We start from the raw sequence: 20,590 nt of genomic DNA on the forward strand, positions 1-20,590 counted from the left end.
GGAGCCCACTCCGGTGCGCCGGACGACGATGGACCCCACCGTGGTGCGCACCGCGATGGTGCGCCACCGCGTCCGGCACCGCACCACTCCGACGATGCCCGGCACTCTCTCGCGCGCCGGTGCGCCGCACCCGACGCTCCGCACCGCACCGGTGCGCCCGCCGCCGGCGACCCCTTGTCCGGGTGCGATCGGACGCGCGCGACCCCCTTGTCCAGCTCTGCTACCGCGACGATTCCCCTTGACATCGCCGGTTTCGGCACGCGATCAGGCCACGGTCAAGGGGGCGTGTGATAGAGGAGCCCGCCCGGCCGTGGCGCGCCCCGGCGCGGTGCGGCGACGCCGGGGGACCAAACCGCCGGCTCCCGGCGGTGCGGTGCCATGGCGCGGTGGAGCGCACCACGGTGGAGCGGTGCAGTGCGGTGGTTCCGATGGAGCGCACCACGGTGGTGCGGTGCGCCGGGGATGCGCGCCGCACCGCACCACCGCCGTCCCGGAGGTGCGGCTACGCGGTGGTGCGGTGCGCCGGGTGCGCCTCCATCGCCTGCTTCATCCCCGCGGCCTCCGGCTGGCGCAGGACGTCGGCGACGTCGCCGTGGTCCTCGGTGAGGATGTTCTCGGTGAAGCGGACGATGGTGTCGGCGATGCCCGGCGCATTGGCCAGGCACACGCTGTGGCACAGGAGCTCCAGCAGCAGGCGTCCGAGCGCTGCGGCCAGGAAGGAGTGCGCGCACGGCTCCCCGTCGTGGTCGTCCGCGGCGGTGACGGGGATGAAGACGCGCGCGGCGACGTCCAGGAGCAGCCGGTGCAGCTCCGGGCCCGTGTCGTCGGCAATCGCGCAGGCGGTGTCGATGTCGTCGGCATGCATCGCCCGGATGTAGGCGAAGGCGGCGGCGACGTCGTCCAGCTCCATCGGAGCGAGCGGCGTGGTGACGGTGTTCTCGGGCATGACAGCTCCTCACGTACGGGCCGCCTCGCTGATCGCGGCGGCCTCAAGAGGAGCCTCCAGCGGTGGCCTTGTGGACAGAGGCCGGTGCTCGGGAGGGAGAGCTCTCCCTCCCCGCCGGACCCGGCAACTTCAAGGGGCGCGTGTGGTGCTGGTCACGAACAAATCGCCCCGGACAAGGCGTTTCTGAGGCATAGAAGACACCGATCGGTGTTGAGCGTCAGACAGCGGACAAGGGGGTCTTCCCGACGGTGGCTCCGGCCCGTGCGCACATCGGCGTGCGGGCCGGACGCTCACCGTCCCGGCCAGCCGGCCGGAGGAATCGAGGACACTGTGCCCGCCGACTTCACGCCCGACCCCGCCCGCGAACCGCAGGAGACCGACGACCAGGCGCCCGGCGAGGACCTGGACCAGGTGCCGCCAGCCCCCTCCACGGGCCCCTCCATTGCCCCCTCCACGGCCTCTTCGCCTGCCAGGCGCGTACCCGCAGGTCAGCCCCGGCATAACAGGACCCCCGGCACGTTCGACAACTCTTCTAAGTCTTTGAAGCAGACATGGAAGCCAACCCACACCAGGAAGAAGGAAGTGCTGAAGGCTCTCGGGATCTTCCAGAGGGCTACCGCTGAACACCTATGGCGGATGCTGCGCCCCGGTGACTCGCACGACCGGTGCACGAGGGACACCCTCAACGCCCTCAAGGACGACGGGAAGGTCCGGGTGGAGACGCGGCTGGAGTCGAACCACCAGCTGTGGGTGCTCACTGAGCGAGGACACAAGGAAGCCAAGCAGCTGCTGCCGGGGAACGTCCGGGTCTCCGCGCTGCGCAAGCTCGAGGTCGACGACGACGGAGAGCCGGTCACCGGCGAGGGCTACGACGAACACGCCGCCGCCGTCACGATGACCGCCGCGGTCCTCACCGGGGCCGGGTTCGGCACGCCGCTGTCCTGGCAGACCGAGATCGCCCACCGCCTCCCGTACCGCTACACCCAGTACGCCGACCTGACGATGCGCGCCCCGGACGCGGGTGTGCCCGCGATGCTCCTGGAGGTCGACCGCGTGACCGAGCCCGTCGACGTCCTGGTGGACAAGGTGCGCCGCTACACCGAATGGTTCGAGCTCCTGGCGCCGAAGGCCGACAAGGTCAAGGCGCACGCGGCCCGGCGCGACGGGGCGGCGGTGCACGACTTCCGGCTGTGGTCGCGGGTCTACCCGGCGACCGGCCGCGAGGGCTACGTGCCCCTCGCGTTCGTGTTCACGGGTAAGACGAAGGCGCAGCGGGCCAGCAGGATGCGGCGGCTGGAGCAGGCCGCCCGTTCCTACTTCGCCGGCACCCAGTACGCGGGCGGGGGCATCACGGCTGTCGACTACCACCAGGCGGTGCCCGTGGTCGTCACCGAATTGGAGCGGATCACGGCCGATCCGGATGGGGCGGCGGGGAAGGTGTGGCGCAGGCTCGGGCGCGATGAGTGGCAGACGCTGACGGAGGCCCTGGACAACCCCGACGGTGACCGGCTGTACGTGGTGCAGGCAGAGCAGGCCCGCAAGCGCCAGAAGGAGCGCGAAGCCGCGGCCCGCGAGGCGCAGCGGCCCGTGTGCAGACGCTGCGGAGCGAAGTTCACCGATGAGCGCTGGGACACGATCCGGCACTACCCGGCGCAGCAGCACCGCGAGCTCTGCGGACCGTGCCTGCACGAACACTGGGAGCAGGTGCAGGCGGAGAGGGCCGCGCAGTGCCAGGCTGAGGAAGCCGCGGCTCGGGAGGCGGCCGAAGCGGAAGCGAAGAAGGGTCGCGGCCTGTTCGGACGCCGCCGGTAGCCGGCACGCGGCCCGGCGGCCGGAGGACGACCAGAAGCCGGATCGGGGCCGCGGCTGGTTCCGCCGGCGCACCTGACCGCACGAGCCCGCTGTGCGGTCGGCAGCCGCCAGGCCGCACAGCGGGACCGGTCCCGAAGTCACCGCGCCACCGGGCGGGACGGACGGGCCCATCCGACGGCACCAGCCCACCGCAGGCTCTACACAGGCCGCATGAGACGCAGCCGAGAAGAGACCACGCCCCAGGATCTGCCGGGCGACCTGTGGCACGCCCTGTCCGAGCTCCAGCACACCCACCCCGCCGCCGTGGGCCGCGTCGGGCCACTCGCCCGCCCGGTCGGACTGCTGTCCTTCGCCGCAGCCACCGACACCGCCCTCGCGGCCCGCGTGCAGTTGTCCGGCGCGGAGACGATGCACGAACTGAACGAGACGCTCCGTGCGATCACCGGGGGCATGCACGCCCACTTCACCGGCCCCGGCGTCGCGCTGGAGGTCACGCTCGGCAGACGGCAGGAACTCCCGTTCCACGCGGCGCACACCACCGGCCTCACCCGGCTCTTCCGCCACGCCGCCGGCACCATCGGTGCCCGCAGCACCCCCGGGGGCGGCCGGCGCTTCCACTGCGACGGCACTGGGTTTGCCCGACCCCTGTGGGAGCCGGCCGCCGGGCAAGCCTGAAACAGGAGGCTGGGGCAAGCCCAAGGGGAGCCTGGGCAAGCCGCCCCGAACGGCGGCTTGCCCAACCCGGCCGGACCGCGCTGAGGTGGTGCCCACCCCGCCAGGCGTCCCGGGCGGGCCGTCGGGGAGGAGGAGCCGGTGGAGAGTTTCAAGGCTGGCGAGACGGTCGTACGGCGCGACGTACACGGCTCAGGCCGCGTGTGGAGCGAGCACGCGCTGCGCGTCGTCGCCGACACCAGCGAGGCCCTGGTGGCCGCCTGCCCGCCGGGAGCCGAGACCCGCTGGCCCGCCCTGTACGTCAAGGCCCGCACCGACGGCGACCGGTCGGTGCGCACGGAGGCGTGGACGCGATGGCGACCGGCGTGTGGGAGCTGGCGGCCGCAGTGTGGCAGGAGACCGAGCTGCTGCTGTGGAAGCCGCCGGCGGCATGGTTCAGCGTCAACGCCTTCTACACGAGCGCCGGGCTGCGGAACTGGTACGTGAACTTCGAGCACCCCACCCGCCGTACGACGTACGGGTTCGACACCTTCGACCTCACCGTGGACCTGGTCATCGACCCCGACCTGACCAGCTGGCGGTGGAAGGACGAAGACGAGTACACGCACGTGCGGCGGCTCGGCATCGTCACCGACACCGAGCACCAGGCCGTGGACGCCGCCCGCGACCAGGTCCTCGCGATGCTCGCCGAGCGCTCCGGCCCGTTCGCCGACGCCGCCGCGTGGACGGCCTGGCGGTGGAACCCGGCCTGGCCCGCCCCGGCGCTGCCGCGCTCGGCGAAGAGCAGGGAGGGGGTTGTACCGACAGGCGGCAGTCCTCGGGCTCATCCGTCGGGCCGAGCAGCGGGCCGATTCGGCGAAGGTTCTCGCCGGCTTTGGCTCGCAGGCCCATGGGCCGCTCTGCAATCCGCTCGTGGGTGATGGCGCCTTTTGGGCCTTCGCCGGTGCGAATCCGGGCCCGTGTGCCGATGCGGACCGACCGGATCGTGTCCGGGTGAGCTGTGGGTTCGGTCGGATCAGCACAAGGTCGGCTACTTTCTGTCATTGCGTGTGTCGGTGTGTGGGGTGGGTACGTCCCCGGCGCCTCGGCCGGGAAGGTTGGGCCGCTGTCATGGGGGCCGGCACCTGTGAGCGCACGGTAGGCCGGCTGAAGGAGTCCTATGTCCGAGGAGACTGCCCCTACGGTCCCGACCGCCTACGGCAGCGTGTCCGGCCTGGTAAGCGGCGGCATCACTGCGTTCTTGGGTATCCCATACGCCGCCGCGCCCGCCGGTGACCTGCTCTTCGCCGCCCCGCAGGCACCGGAGCCGTGGGAGGGTGTGCGCGTCGCGGACACCCACGGTCCCACCGCGCCGAAGCCGCCCCTGGGAGGGCGCCTCGGCGAGATCACCTCCGACCCGGACATCGTGGGGGAGGACTGGCTGAACCTGAACGTCTGGACGCCGGACACCACCGCGTCCCTGCCGGTCCTGGTATGGATCCACGGCGGCGGGTTCACCACCGGATCCTCGGCCGTGCCCACCTACGACGGCGCCACCTTCGCCCGCGACGGCGTCGTGTGCGTGAGCATCAACTACCGCCTGGGCGTCTACGGCTTCGGCTACCTCCCCGACGCACCCCAGCCGGCCAACCGCGGGCTGCTCGACCAGATCGCCGCCCTGACCTGGGTACGCGAGAACATCGCGGCCTTCGGCGGTGACCCGGGCAACGTCACCGTGGCTGGCGAGTCCGCCGGCGCGATGAGCGTCCTGGCACTCCTGTCCCGCGACGACGGCCTGTTCCACAAAGCGATCGTGCAAAGCGGCACCGCCCACCTCGGCCAAACCACCACCGACGCCACCAAGGTCCTCAAGGCCGTCGCCGACAAACTCGGCATCCAAGCCACCACCGCGGCCCTGGCCGGCGTGAACACCGAAGAACTCCTCACGGCACAGAACACCGTCAGCGCCGACATCAGCCAGAGCCCCGACGCCACCAAGTACGGTGCCAGCACTCTGGCCTCCTGCGGCCTGTCGTTCATGCCCGTCATCGACGCCGACGTACTGTCCAGTCGGCCGATCGACGCCATCGCCGACGGCGCCGGCAGCAACATTCCGTTGCTGATGGGCACCACCACCGAGGAGTTCCGCCTCTTCATCGTCACCACTGTCCTGGTCGCTCTGGACACCAAGCTGGCCTACAACAATCACCTCAAGGCCTACAGCATCCCCACCGGCACCTGGGACGAGTACGAAAAGGGCGACACCAACACCTACCCCCGCAACGCCGCCTGCGGCATCGCCTGCGCACTGCTGACCGACCGCATGTTCCGCATCCCCACCTACCGCGTCGCCGAAGCCCGCACCACGACCCCCGGCGCCGCGCCCACCTACCTCTACGAGTTCGGATGGCGCTCCCCGGTCACCCCCAACGACCGGCGGGTAAAGATCGGCGCGTGTCACAGCGTCGACCTGCCCTTCGCCTGGGACACCCTCGCCCTGGACGACAGCAAGAAGCTGACCGGCAACCACGCACCCCAGACCCTGGCCACCGCCCTGCACAGCGCCTGGGCCAGCTTCGCCAAGACAGGCACCGCCTCCTGGGACCCCTATGACACCACCACACGCCAGGTCATGGCCTACGCCGACAACGACACCACCACCCACCAGGCCGTGAGCGACCCCCGCAAGAGTGAACGCCAATGGTGGGACGGTCACCTCACCACCGGCTGACCACCGCTTGAGCGGGGCGACCCCTGAACCCGCCGGCTGCCGGCGGGACACTCCGGAAGCTGACCAGCCACTGAACTGCCACACTGCTGCCAACCGGCCCGGGCGACACACAGCATGACTGAGCGCGGTGCCCGGCCGACCACGCCCGGCGACGTCGCCCGCGAGGAAGCCGCCGCCGAAGCAGCCGGCGGCGCCTGGCTTTCCCGCTTCCGCAGGGGGTGACGTGACCGGGTCCGGCTGTCAGTGACGGCTGCAAGGCTGAACGGATGGACCGTGATGACGAGCCGCTGCTGCGCCGCCGGGTCTACGGCACCGACCACGACCACCCGGGCCCGCTGCCCGGCCGGGACTACGCCGAACTGGTCGGCGGCCCGCTGGACGGCCTGCTGCTGGACATCCAGGGGTGGCGGACCGAGGAAGTCGACGACGTCGTCGCTCTGACCGCGGAGCTCTCCCGGTAGCCCGGCGGCGCGCCCTGTACGACCCGCGCCTAGGTAAGCCGTGCGCGCAGGGGTCCGGCGTCGCGTGCCGCTTCTACTGCTGCGGCGACACGTCCTGACGTCGGTCGGCGCTCTGCCTATGGCCTGCCTTGGGTCAGCGGGGCGGCGGTGTTCTCGATCCGCAGCGGGGTCCGTTCGGTTCCGGCCTGCCGCCCGGGTTCCGCGCTGTCGTAGCGCCTTGGGTGTCGGCGCGGGGGCGCTACGGGCCGGGTCGTTGGAGGCGTAGTACGTGCTGGTCGTGGCGCAGGACGTATCCGCCGTCGCCGTCGTGCAGGTGCTGTTGGACGTATGTTTTGACGGCGTCCCGGGTGGGGGAGGTTGCGCCGGGGTGGCTGAGGTGGAAGTCGGCGACGGTGACGGTCTCGTCCAGGTCGCGGCTGCGGTATCGGGCGGGCACGGTGTCCAGTTCGATGCCGCCGAGCAGGCCGGGCCGAAGGGCGGTCAGTTCGGCGGCCAGTTCCCTCAGGTCGAAGCGGAGTGAGGTGAAGTGGTGCACCATGCGCATGCAGGCCTCGTCGGGGTTCTGCAGCAGGACGAGCAGGAGACCGCCTGGCGCCAGCCATTCCATGATGCGTGACACCGTCGCCACCCATTGGGCGCGCGGGACGTAGTACAGCACGTGGGAGAGCAGGGCCAGGTCGGCCCGCGCGTCGATCGAGCCTCCAGGACGGGCTCGGCCAGCACGTGGGCCTGTGGGCATGCCAGTGTCAGGGCGCGCCGCATCGGCTCGCTGGGCTCGATACAGACGGTCCGCTCGAAGTGCGGGGCGAGTTGCCGGGTCGTGGTGCCGTCGGCGGCGCCTACGCCCAGCAGCACCCGCCGGGCGGGCAGCTGTTCCACAATGTCCTGCAGGTAGGCGTGGGTGACAGTCTTCTCGTCCGTTCCGGCGAGGAACCGTGTGAAGGCTTGCCGGTAGGCGTCCTCCTGCGTCCGCAGCGTTCCCGCTTCCACGGTCTGGTGCAGTTCCACTTCCGTGCTCCCTCGGATGAGGCCGCACACCTGCCTGGCGCGCCGCTGGCAACCTGGCGCGACAGTGCCATGGTCAGCCCGGCTGCCTGGTGAGCGGCACACGTCGACGGGCGGCGCACTGAGGCGCAACCGCACGGTGCGGTGTACGCCGCTCACTCACGCAAGCGCCGGGCGCCCCACGGCGGTGGTACCAGGGGGTGGGGGAGTTCAACAACCCGGCACGGTTTCCGAGGCGGTCGCCGACATCGTTGCCGCCAATGGACCCACCAGCGACGGTGCCGGATGGGGAGCCCGCTTCCAGAAGGGCCGTGGGGCCGCCAGCGCCCTCTGCGCCCGCTGACCGTCACTGACGCCGCCCGGCGCGGGCCCGCTCGCCGCGCCGGGCGAAGGGTCCCGGCGCCCAAGCCCCGGGCCATACCTGGCCGGCGTCGATCGGGTCGGGGGACAGCAACCGTGCCTCCGGTGCTGTAGACGACATGTAGCGAGCCGATGTGGTGATAACTACCGCGCTTCGGCACACCCGTTTCCGGACCCGAAGAACGCAGCCGAACGCGCGGCGAACCGGCAAATTGCGGCCGCGGTCCGTGTGCGGGGTCGCGACGGCCAGCCCCGCACACGGTTCCTCGGTGGCGGGTTAGGCGCGCAGGATCTTCCAGAGGGTGACGTCCGCGGCGCGGTTGAAGTAGGGGTTGGTGTCCACTTCGTAGCGGGCGCCGGCGACGGTGCCGTTGCCGTTGGTTTCCAGGAAGCCGCCGCGGCCCTTGAAGGTGTTCCACAGCAGGACGGTGTCGTTGAAGCGGACCAGGCCGTCCAGGGGGCTGGTGGTCTGGTCGAAGATCTGCCAGCGGCTGCTGTTCTCGTCGCGGTCCTTGCCCCAGGCGGTGGTGACGTCGTAGAGGCTGCCGGCGTTCTTCTGGCCCGGGTTGGCGCCGCCGTTGATGTCGAGGTAGCCGCCGTTGCCGTTGTAGAGGTTGCGCAGGTAGATGATGTCGCCGCTTTTGACCGGGGCGCCGGTGGCGGCGCAGGAGCCGGAGACGATCTCCCAGGTGCCGGTTCCCTCGCCGCGGTTGGGGGTGGCGGCGGTGTACACGTTGAACTTCGCGCCGGGGGCTGTGGCGTTGCCGTTGGAGTCCAGGTAGCCGCCGTCTCCCTGGAAGAGGTTCTGCAGGTGGATGCGGTCGCCGTAGTGCAGCTCATTGGCCATGCGGTGGGTTCCCTCCCGAACGGGGATGCGCCGCCGGCCGGTCGCGAAGCGCGGGCGGGCCGGGCGGCGTCCGACAGGGAAAGCAAAGCGTGGCGATGTGTACACGGAAAGTGCCTTGTTGTGTGTATAGGACAACCCTGGCCAGCCCGTTTGCTTCACGGCCGACCGGGCAGCACCCGGCGCGCCGTCGCCTGGCCTTGCCGCTCACACGGCCGGATCAGTCCCACACTCGACCGCGGCACTGGAGGGCTGGCGGCCGAATGACTGAAACCCCACCCCGAGCCATCACGACACGCGCTCCTGCGAGTGAAACGGGCTCTCATCCCGTTGACGCCTCCATGCCAGTCAGCGGCCCACCCTCAGGCCACAGGCCAGCCGAATGCCCCCCGCTCACCTGTGTCACGTCAACCCCGCCCTGTGAGGTCTAAAGGCTCACAGGGCGCTTCCCCAGGCAGACGGGGTGAGCGTCGTCGCTACGCGATCGCACTCATCCTGCCGGGCATCGCCTACGACCGGCCCTCGGTCAGCTGGCTGGCGGTGTTCTCGATCCGCATACGAGTAATGTCGGGAAGCCCCGGTGACGCAGTGATCCGCGTCGATGGCCAGGCCGAATCGGTTATCAGTTCGCGAGGTGAAATTCGCAGCCGTGTCTCAGAAGTGGCTGAAGCATTACGTACCGTGACACCGTCGATGACGTCTGACAGTGGGAGGCTCTATGGCCGCCAGTCTCAAGCCGGGCAGGTACGTAATCCGTGGCGCAGGTTCCGATGGTTTAGCCCTGGGAGTCGGGCCGGTCCCCCTGATGTATCCGCCGGTGGATGTCCCTGTGCGGACACCGGCATGACAGTACTCATCGTCGAAGCCCAGTCTCCGCCTCAGGACAGCATGCTTGGGGAAGCTGCTCGGGGATAGCAGTCCCCAGATCAACGCCAGGCCCTGGGGAATTACGTGAACTTACCCCTGGGGAAATACGCGATCGTCCACACCCCTTCGGGGGCCGCGGCAAGAACAAGTAGGTCAGCGTCGTCGGACGGTCGCGTGACCGTGTGTCCCAGCTGCACCAGCAAGCCCGAGATCGCCGCCTGCACGATGGTCTTCATGCTGTCACCCGAGGCGCCGGACTGATCAGCGGCCAGCGCGGTGAACCCGTCCGAAGCGCACCATGTGATCGCAACCCCGGCCGGGGCCTCTGTCACCCGAAGCCCCGGCCTGGCGTCGTCCGCGTCTGCGGCCAGGTGAAAAGCTGCCTGGTCTATGCGGTGGTGCGCGTGTTACGCGGTGGCACCGCTGTTACGGCGCTTCAGCGCGAAGACGACACCGGCACCGGCGACGATGGCGATACCACCGGCGATACCGATGGTCGGCAGCATCGAGTTGGAACCGGTCTCGGCGAGGTTGCCGGTGACCGGAAGCGGCTTCGCCCCACCCTGCGGCTTGGCGTCGCCCGGCTTCTTGCCGTCCGGCTTCTCGCCGCTCGGCTTGGCCTCGTCCACGTCGCCGGCGTTGCTGCCCGCTGCCAGGACGGTGAACACGTACTCATCGCCATTGCCGTAGCAGGCCGTGCCCTCACCGGCGTAGATGGCGCTGCTGAAGGCGAACGAGGAGCCGGCCGGCGCCTTGGCGTCGACGCGGACACGCAGGTCCATGTCGACCGTGGCGCCCTTCTCGATCTTGTCGATCATGCCGACGAAGGAGCCGGTGTAGACGAAGTTCCCCTCCTCGTCCTGGTAGGAGTCCTGGTAGGAGTCCGTCCACTCGCCGGTCTCGGGGTCCTTGTACTGAACCTCCGCCAGGCCGTCGTTCAGCGTCTCGTCAGCGCTGTCGTAGTCGGTGAACGTCTCGACGTAGACCTTCTTCAGGTCGGCGTCCGAACCATTCGTGACCGAGAACTCGAAGTCGTGCCAGCCGGAGCCGGCCACGATCTTGCTGGGCAGGCCGGTGAGGTTCACCTTGAGGTTCTCGTCAAGGTTGAACTCCGAGCAGTCGTACGGCGACCACTCATCGTCGCCGGGCTTGGAGCCGACCTCGCCCTCGCCCTTGCCCTCGTCCTTGCCGGTCTCGGTGCCCGGCTTCTCGGCGCCGTCCTCGGCGCCGCCCGTGGTCGTGTCGTCCTCGGTCTTCGAGCCGTCGTCCGTCTTGGGCTCGTCCTCGGTCTTCGTGCCGTCCTCGGTGGCGGCACCGTCGCCGGTCTTCGAACCGTCCTCGGTCGCCGTGCCGTCCTCGGTCGTCGCCGTGCCGTCGTCCGTCTTCGGGGCGTCGTCGGTCGTCGTGCCGTCGGGCGTGGCGCTCTCCGTCTCGCCCGTGGCGCCGGAGGTCGAGGTCGTGCTGGTGGTGCCGTCCGTCGCGTACGCGGCCGGAGCCGCCAGGAAGGCGGCAGGGGCTATGACGGCGGTCGCGGCAGCGACCGCCATGGCGCGGCGAAGCTTCATGAAGACCTCAGTGAAGTCCGGGCGTGCCGCCTGGAGCGGCACGGTGTCGTGTGGGCCGACCCGGTGCGGGGTGTCACGGGTGTGGCCGTAGATTCCGCATGCATGACCTGCGACGTGCGGGGATGGTTGTACGCCAACTGACGAAAACTTTATGTGCGCTGCGTCACGAGTCCCGCCGCGCCTCACCGCGCCCGCCCGTGCCGCAGACGCCATGTCGTGATCAGGGCTTGGTGAGGTCAGTCAGCGGATAGGCCCGGCTCGTCGCCCGCCAGGCCACCCGCGCTGCAAAGCAGGCGAGCGGCAGGCCGTGAAGCCATCGACAGCGGCCGCTGCTACGCCCCGCCGGAGACGCTGACGAGGCGTACCAGATCGCCGTCCCCGATCTCGAGGCGAACAAGTGCCAGGTGACCGGCACCTGCTCAGCAGCGGCTGACAGCGAGATCCGCCTCGAGGGAGCCCTGCGAACCACCTGATCCCAGTCCGGGCTGTTCCTCCTGGACACTCAATTCGATGCCGCAACCGGCAAGCCGAAGACCCGACTTGGGTCAGGCGGCTGACGACTGCCTGGCCCGGATCCATGACGGATACCTGCACCCGAACCCTCGGGGGGCCCAGGGTCGAGCCGCTACATGGCGGGCTCGTAGGTGACGGTCGTGTTGGGGCGCGCGGCAGCGAGGCGGAGCAGCACCGCCTTCTCCGCAGCGTCGACCGCAGGGTTCCGCGGGCCTTCGTACCGGTTCATCTCTTCGCGTGCGGGCCGCGGCGTCGAGGGTGTGCCGGGGGGCTTGTTGACGCCCCGTAAATGGTGCGGGCGATCGAATACTTCGCGCCAGATTGCTCCAGTGCGGTGAACTGCCAAGCCCGCAGCTTGGTCTTGCAAGCGCCCGATTGGGTGGATTATTTCACCTTTACCCGACGAAAGTGGCGGGGCTGATTCCGGTGCGCATACGTTCGAATATCGGGGGCATGGCGCCGCGAGTGGTCAACGACTTGTGGAAGCTTGTGGGCGCCCGGTGGCCATTGGGGTCGCTGTGGTGAGTCTTCCTGTGGGGGGAAGTTGATGCGTTCACGTGCTTCCGGCACGTCTTTTCGGCGTGCCCGCAGAACCTCTCGCTCGGCCCTGGCCGCGGCCGTGACGGCGGTGTCGCTGGTCGTCTCCGCCTCGCCTGCCTTCGCGGCTCCGATGCCCGAGCCGCAGCTGCCCGAGGCGACGACCCCGTGGACGACGCCGAACAAGGCCGAAGCGCCCCCGGTCCCGGCCGGCGTGACGAAGGCCCCGCCCTCGGAGGCGGAAGCCGAACCGTCGGCCGAACGGGCCGCCTGGCGCGCCGCCCAGAAGGCACGCGCCACGGGCAAGGCGACGCAGAACGCTCCGGCCGCGCGCAGCGGCGTCGCTGCGGCGGCCGCAGAGACGACGTACGTGCCCGAAGGTCAGGGCGAGGTCCCCTGGCACGAGCTCTCCGACACGCGCCTCAACGATGCTCTGGTCGCGAGGGTGAACCTGTCCAACGGCAACCTCATGCTGGCCGCCACCGACTTCAGCATCGCCGGCGTGGGTCAGAAGCTTCAGCTCACCCGCACCTACAACTCCCTGGACGCCCCGTGGGGGAAGGTCTCCCAGCGGTGGTGGCAGGGGTACGAGCGCTACGCGCAGATCCTGTCGACCGAGGTCGTCATCTACGACGCGACCGGTGACGCGGTGCGGTTCGCGAAGAACGCCGACGGCTCCTTCACCACGCCGGCCGGCTACTCCAAGGACCTGAGGAAGAACGCGGACGGCACCTACACGCTGACCGACCGCAAGTCCGGTTCGAAGGACACCTACAACGCCCACGGCACGCTGACGAAGGTCACGGACAAGAACAACGGCACGATCACCGTCGACCAGCACGACGAAACGGCCGAGCACAAGGGCTTCAAGCTGACCGAGACCCGCTCCGGGCGCTGGATCGACCTGGTGAAGACCGACGCCTCGCAGTGGCAGGCCAAGGACCACACCGGCCGCACCGCCGTCTTCGACCTCAACCCGGCCGGCGACCTCGCGAGGGCCACCGACACGGCGGGCAAGGCGACGTCGTACGAGTACGACTCCTCCCGCCGCCTGACCAAGGTCACCACCCCCGAGGGCACCATCACCCTGTTCACCTACGACGCCCACAACCGGGTGCGCTCGGTGCAGCGGGCAACGGAGTCGACCAGCACGGGCCACACGGGCCCGACCTGGCGCTACGACTACTCCGGCGCCACCCCCTCGGACGCGGGTACCACTACGGTGACCGACCCCGAGGGCGACAAGACCGTCCACACGCACAACGCGGACGGTGAGATCACCAAGGTCACCGACCCGCTCGGCCACTCCCGCTCGAAGACCTACAAGAACCACCTGGTGCAGACCGCCACCGACGCCATGGGTACCGGCGCCGACGGAACGGGAGCGAATGTCACCGCCTACGGCTGGGACGCCCGTAACAACCCCTCCTCCGCCAAGCTTCCCACCGGAGCGACGGCAGCCGTCTCGGCCTACCAGACGATCGCCGGTACCGACTTGCCCAAGGACTTCAGCACCCCGGACGGTCAGAAGGAGGACTACACCTACGACACCAACGGCAACACCCAGACCGTGACCACCACCGGCACGGCCGGCGGTCAGCGGTCGTACACGTACAACAAGGCCACACCGACCTGCGGCGGGTTCGAGGGCCAGCGGTGCACGGCGAAGGACGCCAACGGCAAGATCACCTCCTTCACCTACGACACCAAGGGCAACCTGTCGAAGGTGACCCCGCCCGCCCCGCTGGGGGCTGTCACCTATACGTATGACGCGCTCGGGCGGGTCGAAACCGTCACGGACGGCCGGGGCATCAAGAGCGTGTACGTATACGACACCCGCGACCGCGTGCGGAAGGTGTCCTCCACCACCATGACCGTCACCTACGGCTACGACGGGGACGGCAACCTCACCACCCGCACCGACGCCTCCGGCACCACGAGCTGGACGTTCGACAAACTCAACCGAGAAGCCACCCGCACGCTCCAGAACGGCGCCCAGACCGTACTGGCCTACATGCCCGGCGGGGAGGTCGACTACTACACCGACCCCAACGGCAAGACCGACTACACCTGGGACGCGGCCGGCCGTCTGGACTTCCTGACCGACCCTGCAGGTAAGAAGACCGACCACGACTACAACAACAACGACAAGCGCACCAAGACCGTCTACCCCGGCGGCACCACCCAGACCGTCACCCTCGACGAATCCAGCCGCCCCAAGGCCATCAAGGCCGTCTCAGGAACGACGACCCTGGTCGACCTGTCCTACACCTACGGTTACGGCACCGGGAGCGCTACCGACGGCACCAAGATCCGCACCCGCACCGACAACGCCACCAAGCTGACCACCAGCTACTCCTACGACTCCCAGGGGCGGCTGTCGTACGCCAAGGAAGCCGACGCGGCCGGTGCCCGCAAGGCGTCCTGGCTGTACTGCTGGGACAAGGCGGGCAACCTCACCCACTACGACTCCTCCGCAACCAGTTGTCCCACCACGGCGACCTTCGGCTACAACGACGCCTCCCAGCTCATCTCGAAGGGCGGCTCCACCGACGGCTGGGCCTACGACAAATCCGGAAACGAAACCGCCGCCACCCCCGGCACCGGCTACGCCCGCTCCTCCGAAACCTGGAGTGACCACAGCCAGCTGAAGACCATCACCACCTCCGGCACCGCACGCGACGCCGTCCACGCCGGCACCGACAACAGCGAACGCACCAAACTCGGCGACACCTGGTTCCACCACACCGCCCTCGGCCTGACCGGAACCACCACCGCCGGAGCCGACACCGGATTCATCCGCGAACCCGCGGGCACACTCACCTCCATGCGAACCGGGGGCAAGAGCTACTACTACCTCACCGACGCGACCGGCAACGTCCTCGGCCTCGTCGACGAGCAGGGCACACGCACCCACACCTACGCCTACAACCCCACCGGCCGCGCCCGCCCCACCACCACCGAAACCATCCCCCAGCCCTACCGCTTCGCCGGCACCTACGCCGACCCCACCGGGCTGTACAAGATGGGCGCCCGCTACTACGACCCCAACACCAGCCGCTTCACCCAACCCGACCCGTCGGGCCAGGAAGACAACCCTTACCTCTACGCCAGTGGCGATCCTGTCAACAATATTGACCCCACAGGTTTGCTTGATTGGAAGAGCGTGGCTGTCGCAGTGGGCACGGCAGCAGGGGTTGCGGCGGCAGCCGGTGTAGTTGGCGCGGCATGCGGCGCAACCGCTGGCGCTGCCTGCCTAGCGGCCGGCGCTGTGACCGCAGGGCTCTGGGGCGGTGCAGCCGCTGGCGGAACTGCTGCCGCAGTGGGTGCAGACACAGAGGGCGCCACGTTGGCAGGCGTCGCCAGCGGTCTTGTATCGCCCTTCATGCCGATCTTCCGTGGCGGCTCCGCCGGCTGACAGCAACGATCACGAGATAACCACGTAGGTGGAGGCCCATGAAGCCAAAGAAGATCATGCGGACAGTTGCAGGACTGCTTGTGATGATGGCCGTCGCGCTCGTCTTCATGTACCCGTGGCAGCGCGGTTGGAGTAAGTCGCATTCCTGGCTTTGGATGGCTGGCGTGGCTACCGTGGTGATACTCGTCTCCACTGCAACCGCACACCACAAGAAGCGTCGGAGGCGGAAAGAACGCTCGTAGGCCCGCAGGTATCCACGTATCGACGCTCCTTAGTCCCGCCCTGCATGACGGTCCGCCGACTCCATCGGCGGACCGTCGTACGTCCGGAGCCGTAGAAACGAGCGTGGGGCAGTCACTGCCGGGTGCCCTCGCTGGCACCAGGCGTCACCAGAGGGCAGCCATATAGCGACGCTCAGCAGACCCGGCAGGTTAAGTTCACCGCGCTCGATGACAACACAGTGCCCAGCTGTTCACGCCGGGCGTGCCTTGGTGGCTGTTCAATTGGGGACGTACACACGATGCTGACTGGCGGCCGTCGGCCGCTGTGGAGACTGCGGTGGCACCTGGTCAACCGGCGGTTCGGTGCCGGGACGGCCCGCCGTGACTCGGACCTCGTAGTGGCGAGCTCGGCTGCCGCGGTGCTCGCCGCCGTGTACGACCGCCCGTCGAAAGAGTAGCTACGAGCCCATGCCTTCGCAGCGTCCGCGCCGTCTGATGTAGGTGGCCGCGCGCCGCACCAAGGTTCAGAGCCGGTGAGGGAGACGGCGCTGCCCGTAGCGCAGAGTCGGCGCTTGGCGCGGAGCTCTGCGCTACGGGCGCGGGCTCAGCGCAGGTGTTCGAGGCCAGGAGCGTGACGGTGAAGGTCTCACCCGGGCCCACGGTGTCGAGGACTTTGGCTCCCGGTGGCACACCGGCCGGCCCACCGGACGGCGGGGTAAGACTCCGCCGTGGAAGAGCTCGGGGAGACGTCGGCCTGGTCAGGGCTTTTTGAGCAGGCAGCCAGTCGCACGATGCGGGAAGCCGCAGCAGCAGTGGTGCGCCGCTCTCCGCGCCTGACGGCCCGTCTCCTGCCCGCCGGCCGGCCTGTTGCGGGGCCCGCGGCCCCGTCCCGTGCTGGAGCGCGCGGACTGTGTCGGTTTCCCGGTGAGTACGGCGGCAACGGTCGTTGAGTCGCTGTCCTTTCGGGTGCCGCGTCGCCGTCGTCGTCCCCTCGCCCGGGCTTCGTCGTGCCGCCTGCCTGCCCTCTCGGTAGGTAGCTTCCCGCCATGGACGAAGGAGATTGGATCGCCCTGGTAGCGGTCGTCGTATCGGTGGGCGCGGCTGACGGGTCTCGGCGCTGCGTGAGGAGAAGTACGACCCGGACACCGGGGGAGCTGCTCGGCGCCGGCTACGACGACCACGCCGCAGTGGTCACCTCGACGGCCGCCGAACTTCACCGTGCTGGGATCGGGTACAGGCTCGGCTTCGCCACCGAGATTCCGCACCGGCTTGGCAACGGGTACGTCCAGCGGGCGGACCTGGTGGTGCGGGCACCGACGGCGGGGGTGCCGGTGATGCTGCTAGAGATCGACCGCCGCACCGAGGACGCGCACGACCTGGTGACCAAGCTGCGCCGGTACTGGGAGTGGGGCCGGCTGCTGGCACCGGACGCGGACAGGCTCACTGTGACTCATGTCCGCTCCCAGCCGGGCGCGATTGAGGATGTCGGCCATGAGAAGCGGCTGTGGCGGCGGGTCTATTCGTCCACCGGCCGGCAGGGCCTGGTGCCACTCGCGTTCGTGTTCGCCGACACCACCGAGGCGAAGGTCGACAACACGGTGAAGGTCCTCGAGGAAGCCGGCCGCCGCTTCTGGGCGCCGCGCCGGTACGAGAGCTACTACCGCGGGGCGATCAGGGCGAAGGACTACAGCCAGGCCGTGCCGGTCGTCGTCACCGCTCTGGAGCAGCTGGCGGAGCACGGCGTGGAGGCGGCGGTGTGGCAGTGCCTGGGGCGCGCGGACGAACAGACCTTGACCGATGCGCTCGACAACCCCGACGGCGACGCTCTCTACTGCCGCCAGTACGCCCGCGCCGAAGCGGAGGACGAGCGGCGCCGTGCCGCTGAGCGGGAGGCGTGGCGGCCGGTGTGCAAGCGGTGCGGACAGAAGTTCACCGACCAGCGCTGGGAGGAGACCACCGCGAGGACGGCCTGGAGCGCCGGTGACCTGTCGGTGTGCGGCACCTGCCACGCCGAGGACGTCGCCCGTAAGGAAGCAGCCGTCGAAGTCGCCCGCCTCCAGGCCGCCAGGCCACCGGAGCCGGAGCACGACCAGGAGCCGGGCAAACTCCGCGGGCTGTTCCGCCGCCGCGGCTGACCACACACGTCGACGCCGCCCCTCCCGCCGGACACGGAGAGGGGCGGCGTCGACGAGCAGCTGCTCGGGTCAGGCCGGGGCGGCCTGCTGCGCCAGCGCGGCGAGCGCCGGCCTTTCTCCATCGTGCGCAGCTGCTTCCAGTCGATTTCCGGGTGTGCGGGGACGACCGCGTCGACGGACGCCGTGGTGTAGAGCGCGACGTCGACGGCCCTGGCCCGGCTCGTGCTGAAGCGGACCTTGATCGACGGCGGGGAGCGGACCCGGCCGAGCCGCACCATCCAGTCGCACTCGACCCTGCGCACCCCAAGCCGGGCGGCGGCCTGCTCGGGTCCGAGCGGGGTGTCGGCGGCGACCAGGTCCGCCAGGTCCTCGGGGCGGCAGACCTGGTCGACCTGGCCGGGGTGGTGCAGCGTCTCTGTCCGGGTTCTCGCTCAGGTCGACCAGCAGGCCGCGGTCGGCGAACCGCCGGGCCACGAAGGCCGTCACGTTTCGCCTGTTTGTGATCACTGCGCCCACTTGCGGTCGGTGCTTCGGCGGCCGTTTCAACGAAGCTCGTCGTCGGATCGGGTGCGCTGGGGCATGTCGGTACAGTGCTGGGGGTGCTGACTGTCTGGTCGGCGTCTTCCTGGGGGATGAGCGAGACGAGGGTTATGCCGGAGCAAGCGAGTCCGCCTGCGATAGCACCGCACGATCCTCTGGCCGCGTCGGTCGAGGCGGCGCGGTTGGCGGCGGTGCGCCGTTACGACATTCTCGATACGCCTCCGGACGGCGCTTACGACCGGGTCGCGGCGCTGGCGGCGCGTCTGTTCGAGGTGCCGGTGGCGACGGTGACGATCGTGGATGAGGACCGGATCTGGTTCAAGGCCACGCACGGCCTGGAAGGTGTCACCGAGATCGGCCGCGATCCGGGTCTGTGCGCCTCGGCGGTCCTGACGGATGACACCACCGTCATCCCTGACACCCTGCTCGATCCGGTCGCCTGCTCCAACCCGCTGGTCGCCGGCCCGATGGGGGTGCGGTTCTACGCCGCCGCTCCGATCATCACCGCCGACGGGTACCGGCTGGGCACGGTCAATGTCCTGGATACCCGCCCCCGTGAGATCAGCGAGGCGGATTCGGCCACGCTGGCGGACCTGGCGGCGGTGGTGCGTGACCAGTTGGAGTTGCGGCTGTCGGCGTTGCAGGTGGTGCGTGCCGAGCAGGAGCGCCGCAAGGTGGAGCAGGAGAAGCGCCAGGCGGAGGAGGAGGCCCGGCAGCGTGCGGAGCGGGACAAGGTGGCCATCGCCGCGTTCGCCTCCACCCTGCAGCGGACCTTGGTGCCTCCCGTGCTGCCCGCGGTGCCGGGGCTGGAGTTGGCCTGCCACTACAAGACTGCCTCCCCGCAGGAAGTGGGCGGCGACTTCTACGACGTCTTTCCGATCGGCGGGGGCCGGTGGGCGTTCTTCCTGGGCGATGTATGCGGTAAGGGAGCCGAAGCCGCCTCGGTCACCTCACTGATCCGCTACACGCTGCGGGCCGCGGCCCTCGTCGACGCCGACCCCACGGCCGCGCTCAAAGCCCTGAATACCGCGCTGCTGCTGGACCCGGCGGTGGGTACCCGCTTCTGCACCGCCGTCTTCGGCCTGCTCGATCCGACCCCGGACGGTGGTTTCACGGTCACGCTGGCCACAGGCGGCCACCCGCCCGCCTACCACCTCACCCCTGCCGAGGACGGCGGGGTACGGGTGGAGGCGGTCCGCGCCAAGGGCGGCATGCTGGTCGGCGCGATCGCCGAAGCCGCCTTCGCCTCACGCACCCTGCACCTGGCACCCGGCCAGGGACTGCTGCTGTACACCGACGGGCTGACCGAGGCCCGCACCGCCGATGGCGACATGCTCGCCGACACGGGCCTGACCGACTTCCTCGCCCGGCGGCCAACGCCGGTCAAGGCCGGCGCCCTGATCGACGACACCGTCGCGCTCCTGGACACCCTCCCAGACACCGAACGCGACGACGTGGCGCTACTGGCTCTGTCCGTCCCCACCGCGGACACCGCTCTCGCGGGCGTCACCACCACCGCCCGCAGCGCCGCCGCCCCGACCGCCGACGCCTCCGTCGGGCAGGAGAACCGACGCCCATGACCGACGCACTCCACATCCACGTCCCGCACACCGACGGCACCCTGGCCGTAATCGCACTGTCCGGCGAATTCGACATCGCCGCCGCACCCACCGTCCGGGCCCGCGCTCTGGAACTCATCGCAGCCGGACACCCCGACCTGATCGCCGACCTGGCGGGCGTCACTTTCTGTGACTCCTCAGGGCTGGGCGCCCTCGTCGGCATATGGCGCTGCGCCAAGGACGCCGACGGCTCCTTGGCACTGGCGGCAATCCCCGACCGGCTGGGCCGCCTGCTCAGCGTCACTGGGGTGGACACCTTCCTGCCCGCCCATCCCAGCGCCGACGCCGCGCTTGCCGCACGCCAAGGCAACCGCACCACCGCCTGAGACCTCTCGCTCGCAAGGGGCGGCACTACCAGCTGGCTA

13 protein-coding genes and 2 pseudogenes are annotated in these 20,590 nt (G+C 69.7%); 9 read left to right on the forward strand and 6 right to left on the reverse strand.

Annotation, left to right across the window (positions count from 1 at the left end; translation table 11 throughout):
• Nucleotides 1–502: 502 nt before the first annotated feature.
• Nucleotides 503–946 (reverse strand): hypothetical protein, encoded by a 444-nt coding sequence (locus AB0H53_RS21600; RefSeq protein WP_362115615.1) that lies wholly within the window; start codon nt 944–946, stop codon nt 503–505.
• 636 nt (nt 947–1,582) lie between these two features.
• On the opposite strand from AB0H53_RS21600, the gene AB0H53_RS21605 reads away from it, so the two are divergent.
• From AB0H53_RS21605 to AB0H53_RS21625, 5 genes and pseudogenes are all read left to right on the forward strand, one after another.
• A complete protein-coding gene (locus AB0H53_RS21605; RefSeq protein WP_362115618.1) occupies nt 1,583–2,758 on the forward strand; it encodes a replication-relaxation family protein in 1,176 nt (391 codons plus the stop codon).
• A gap of 210 nt (nt 2,759–2,968) precedes the next feature.
• Nucleotides 2,969–3,433 carry a hypothetical protein gene (locus tag AB0H53_RS21610; protein ID WP_362115621.1) on the forward strand — a complete coding sequence of 155 codons (465 nt, stop codon included), beginning with the start codon at nt 2,969–2,971 and terminating at the stop codon, nt 3,431–3,433.
• Nucleotides 3,434–3,783: 350 nt separating this feature from the next.
• On the forward strand, nt 3,784–4,350 hold the full coding sequence (locus tag AB0H53_RS21615) for a DUF402 domain-containing protein (protein ID WP_362115623.1): 567 nt from the start codon (nt 3,784–3,786) through the stop codon (nt 4,348–4,350).
• Nucleotides 4,351–4,589: 239 nt separating this feature from the next.
• Nucleotides 4,590–6,140, forward strand: coding sequence for a carboxylesterase family protein (locus AB0H53_RS21620; RefSeq protein ID WP_362115626.1), 1,551 nt, complete (start codon nt 4,590–4,592; stop codon nt 6,138–6,140).
• A 266-nt stretch (nt 6,141–6,406) separates the two neighbouring features.
• A pseudogene (locus AB0H53_RS21625) lies at nt 6,407–6,699 on the forward strand (hypothetical protein).
• Between the two features lie 140 nt (nt 6,700–6,839).
• Here AB0H53_RS21625 and AB0H53_RS21630 read toward each other — a convergent pair.
• The 4 genes from AB0H53_RS21630 to AB0H53_RS21645 all read right to left on the reverse strand — a co-directional run bounded on the left by AB0H53_RS21630 (nt 6,840) and on the right by AB0H53_RS21645 (nt 11,242).
• Entirely contained in the window at nt 6,840–7,340 is a 501-nt protein-coding gene (locus tag AB0H53_RS21630) for a class I SAM-dependent methyltransferase (protein ID WP_362115629.1), read from the reverse strand.
• Between the two features lie 903 nt (nt 7,341–8,243).
• Nucleotides 8,244–8,813: a hypothetical protein gene (locus AB0H53_RS21635; RefSeq protein WP_362115632.1), complete on the reverse strand. Its 570-nt coding sequence runs from the start codon at nt 8,811–8,813 to the stop codon at nt 8,244–8,246.
• Nucleotides 8,814–9,757: 944 nt separating this feature from the next.
• Entirely contained in the window at nt 9,758–9,913 is a 156-nt protein-coding gene (locus AB0H53_RS21640) for a hypothetical protein (RefSeq protein WP_362115635.1), read from the reverse strand.
• 171 nt (nt 9,914–10,084) lie between these two features.
• Nucleotides 10,085–11,242, reverse strand: a complete 1,158-nt coding sequence (locus AB0H53_RS21645; protein ID WP_362115638.1) for an LPXTG cell wall anchor domain-containing protein — start codon at nt 11,240–11,242, stop codon at nt 10,085–10,087.
• A gap of 1,183 nt (nt 11,243–12,425) precedes the next feature.
• Here AB0H53_RS21645 and AB0H53_RS21650 point away from each other — a divergent pair.
• A complete protein-coding gene (locus tag AB0H53_RS21650) occupies nt 12,426–15,710 on the forward strand; it encodes an RHS repeat-associated core domain-containing protein (protein ID WP_362115641.1) in 3,285 nt (1,094 codons plus the stop codon).
• 1,267 nt (nt 15,711–16,977) lie between these two features.
• Complete coding sequence (locus AB0H53_RS21655) at nt 16,978–18,066, forward strand: hypothetical protein (RefSeq protein ID WP_362115644.1); 1,089 nt, start codon at nt 16,978–16,980, stop codon at nt 18,064–18,066.
• A 69-nt stretch (nt 18,067–18,135) separates the two neighbouring features.
• On the opposite strand, the pseudogene AB0H53_RS21660 reads toward AB0H53_RS21655, so the two are convergent.
• A pseudogene (locus AB0H53_RS21660) lies at nt 18,136–18,573 on the reverse strand (hypothetical protein); the annotation flags it as partial.
• A 224-nt stretch (nt 18,574–18,797) separates the two neighbouring features.
• Here AB0H53_RS21660 and AB0H53_RS21665 point away from each other — a divergent pair.
• Nucleotides 18,798–20,186 (forward strand): SpoIIE family protein phosphatase, encoded by a 1,389-nt coding sequence (locus AB0H53_RS21665; RefSeq protein WP_362115647.1) that lies wholly within the window; start codon nt 18,798–18,800, stop codon nt 20,184–20,186.
• A complete protein-coding gene (locus tag AB0H53_RS21670; protein WP_362115650.1) occupies nt 20,183–20,551 on the forward strand; it encodes an STAS domain-containing protein in 369 nt (122 codons plus the stop codon). Before AB0H53_RS21665 ends, AB0H53_RS21670 begins: the two co-directional genes overlap by 4 nt.
• The last annotated feature ends 39 nt before the right edge of the window (nt 20,552–20,590 follow it).

Origin of the sequence: Streptomyces sp. NPDC050856 (assembly GCF_040653855.1) — a bacterium.
Taxonomy (GTDB): domain Bacteria; phylum Actinomycetota; class Actinomycetes; order Streptomycetales; family Streptomycetaceae; genus Streptomyces.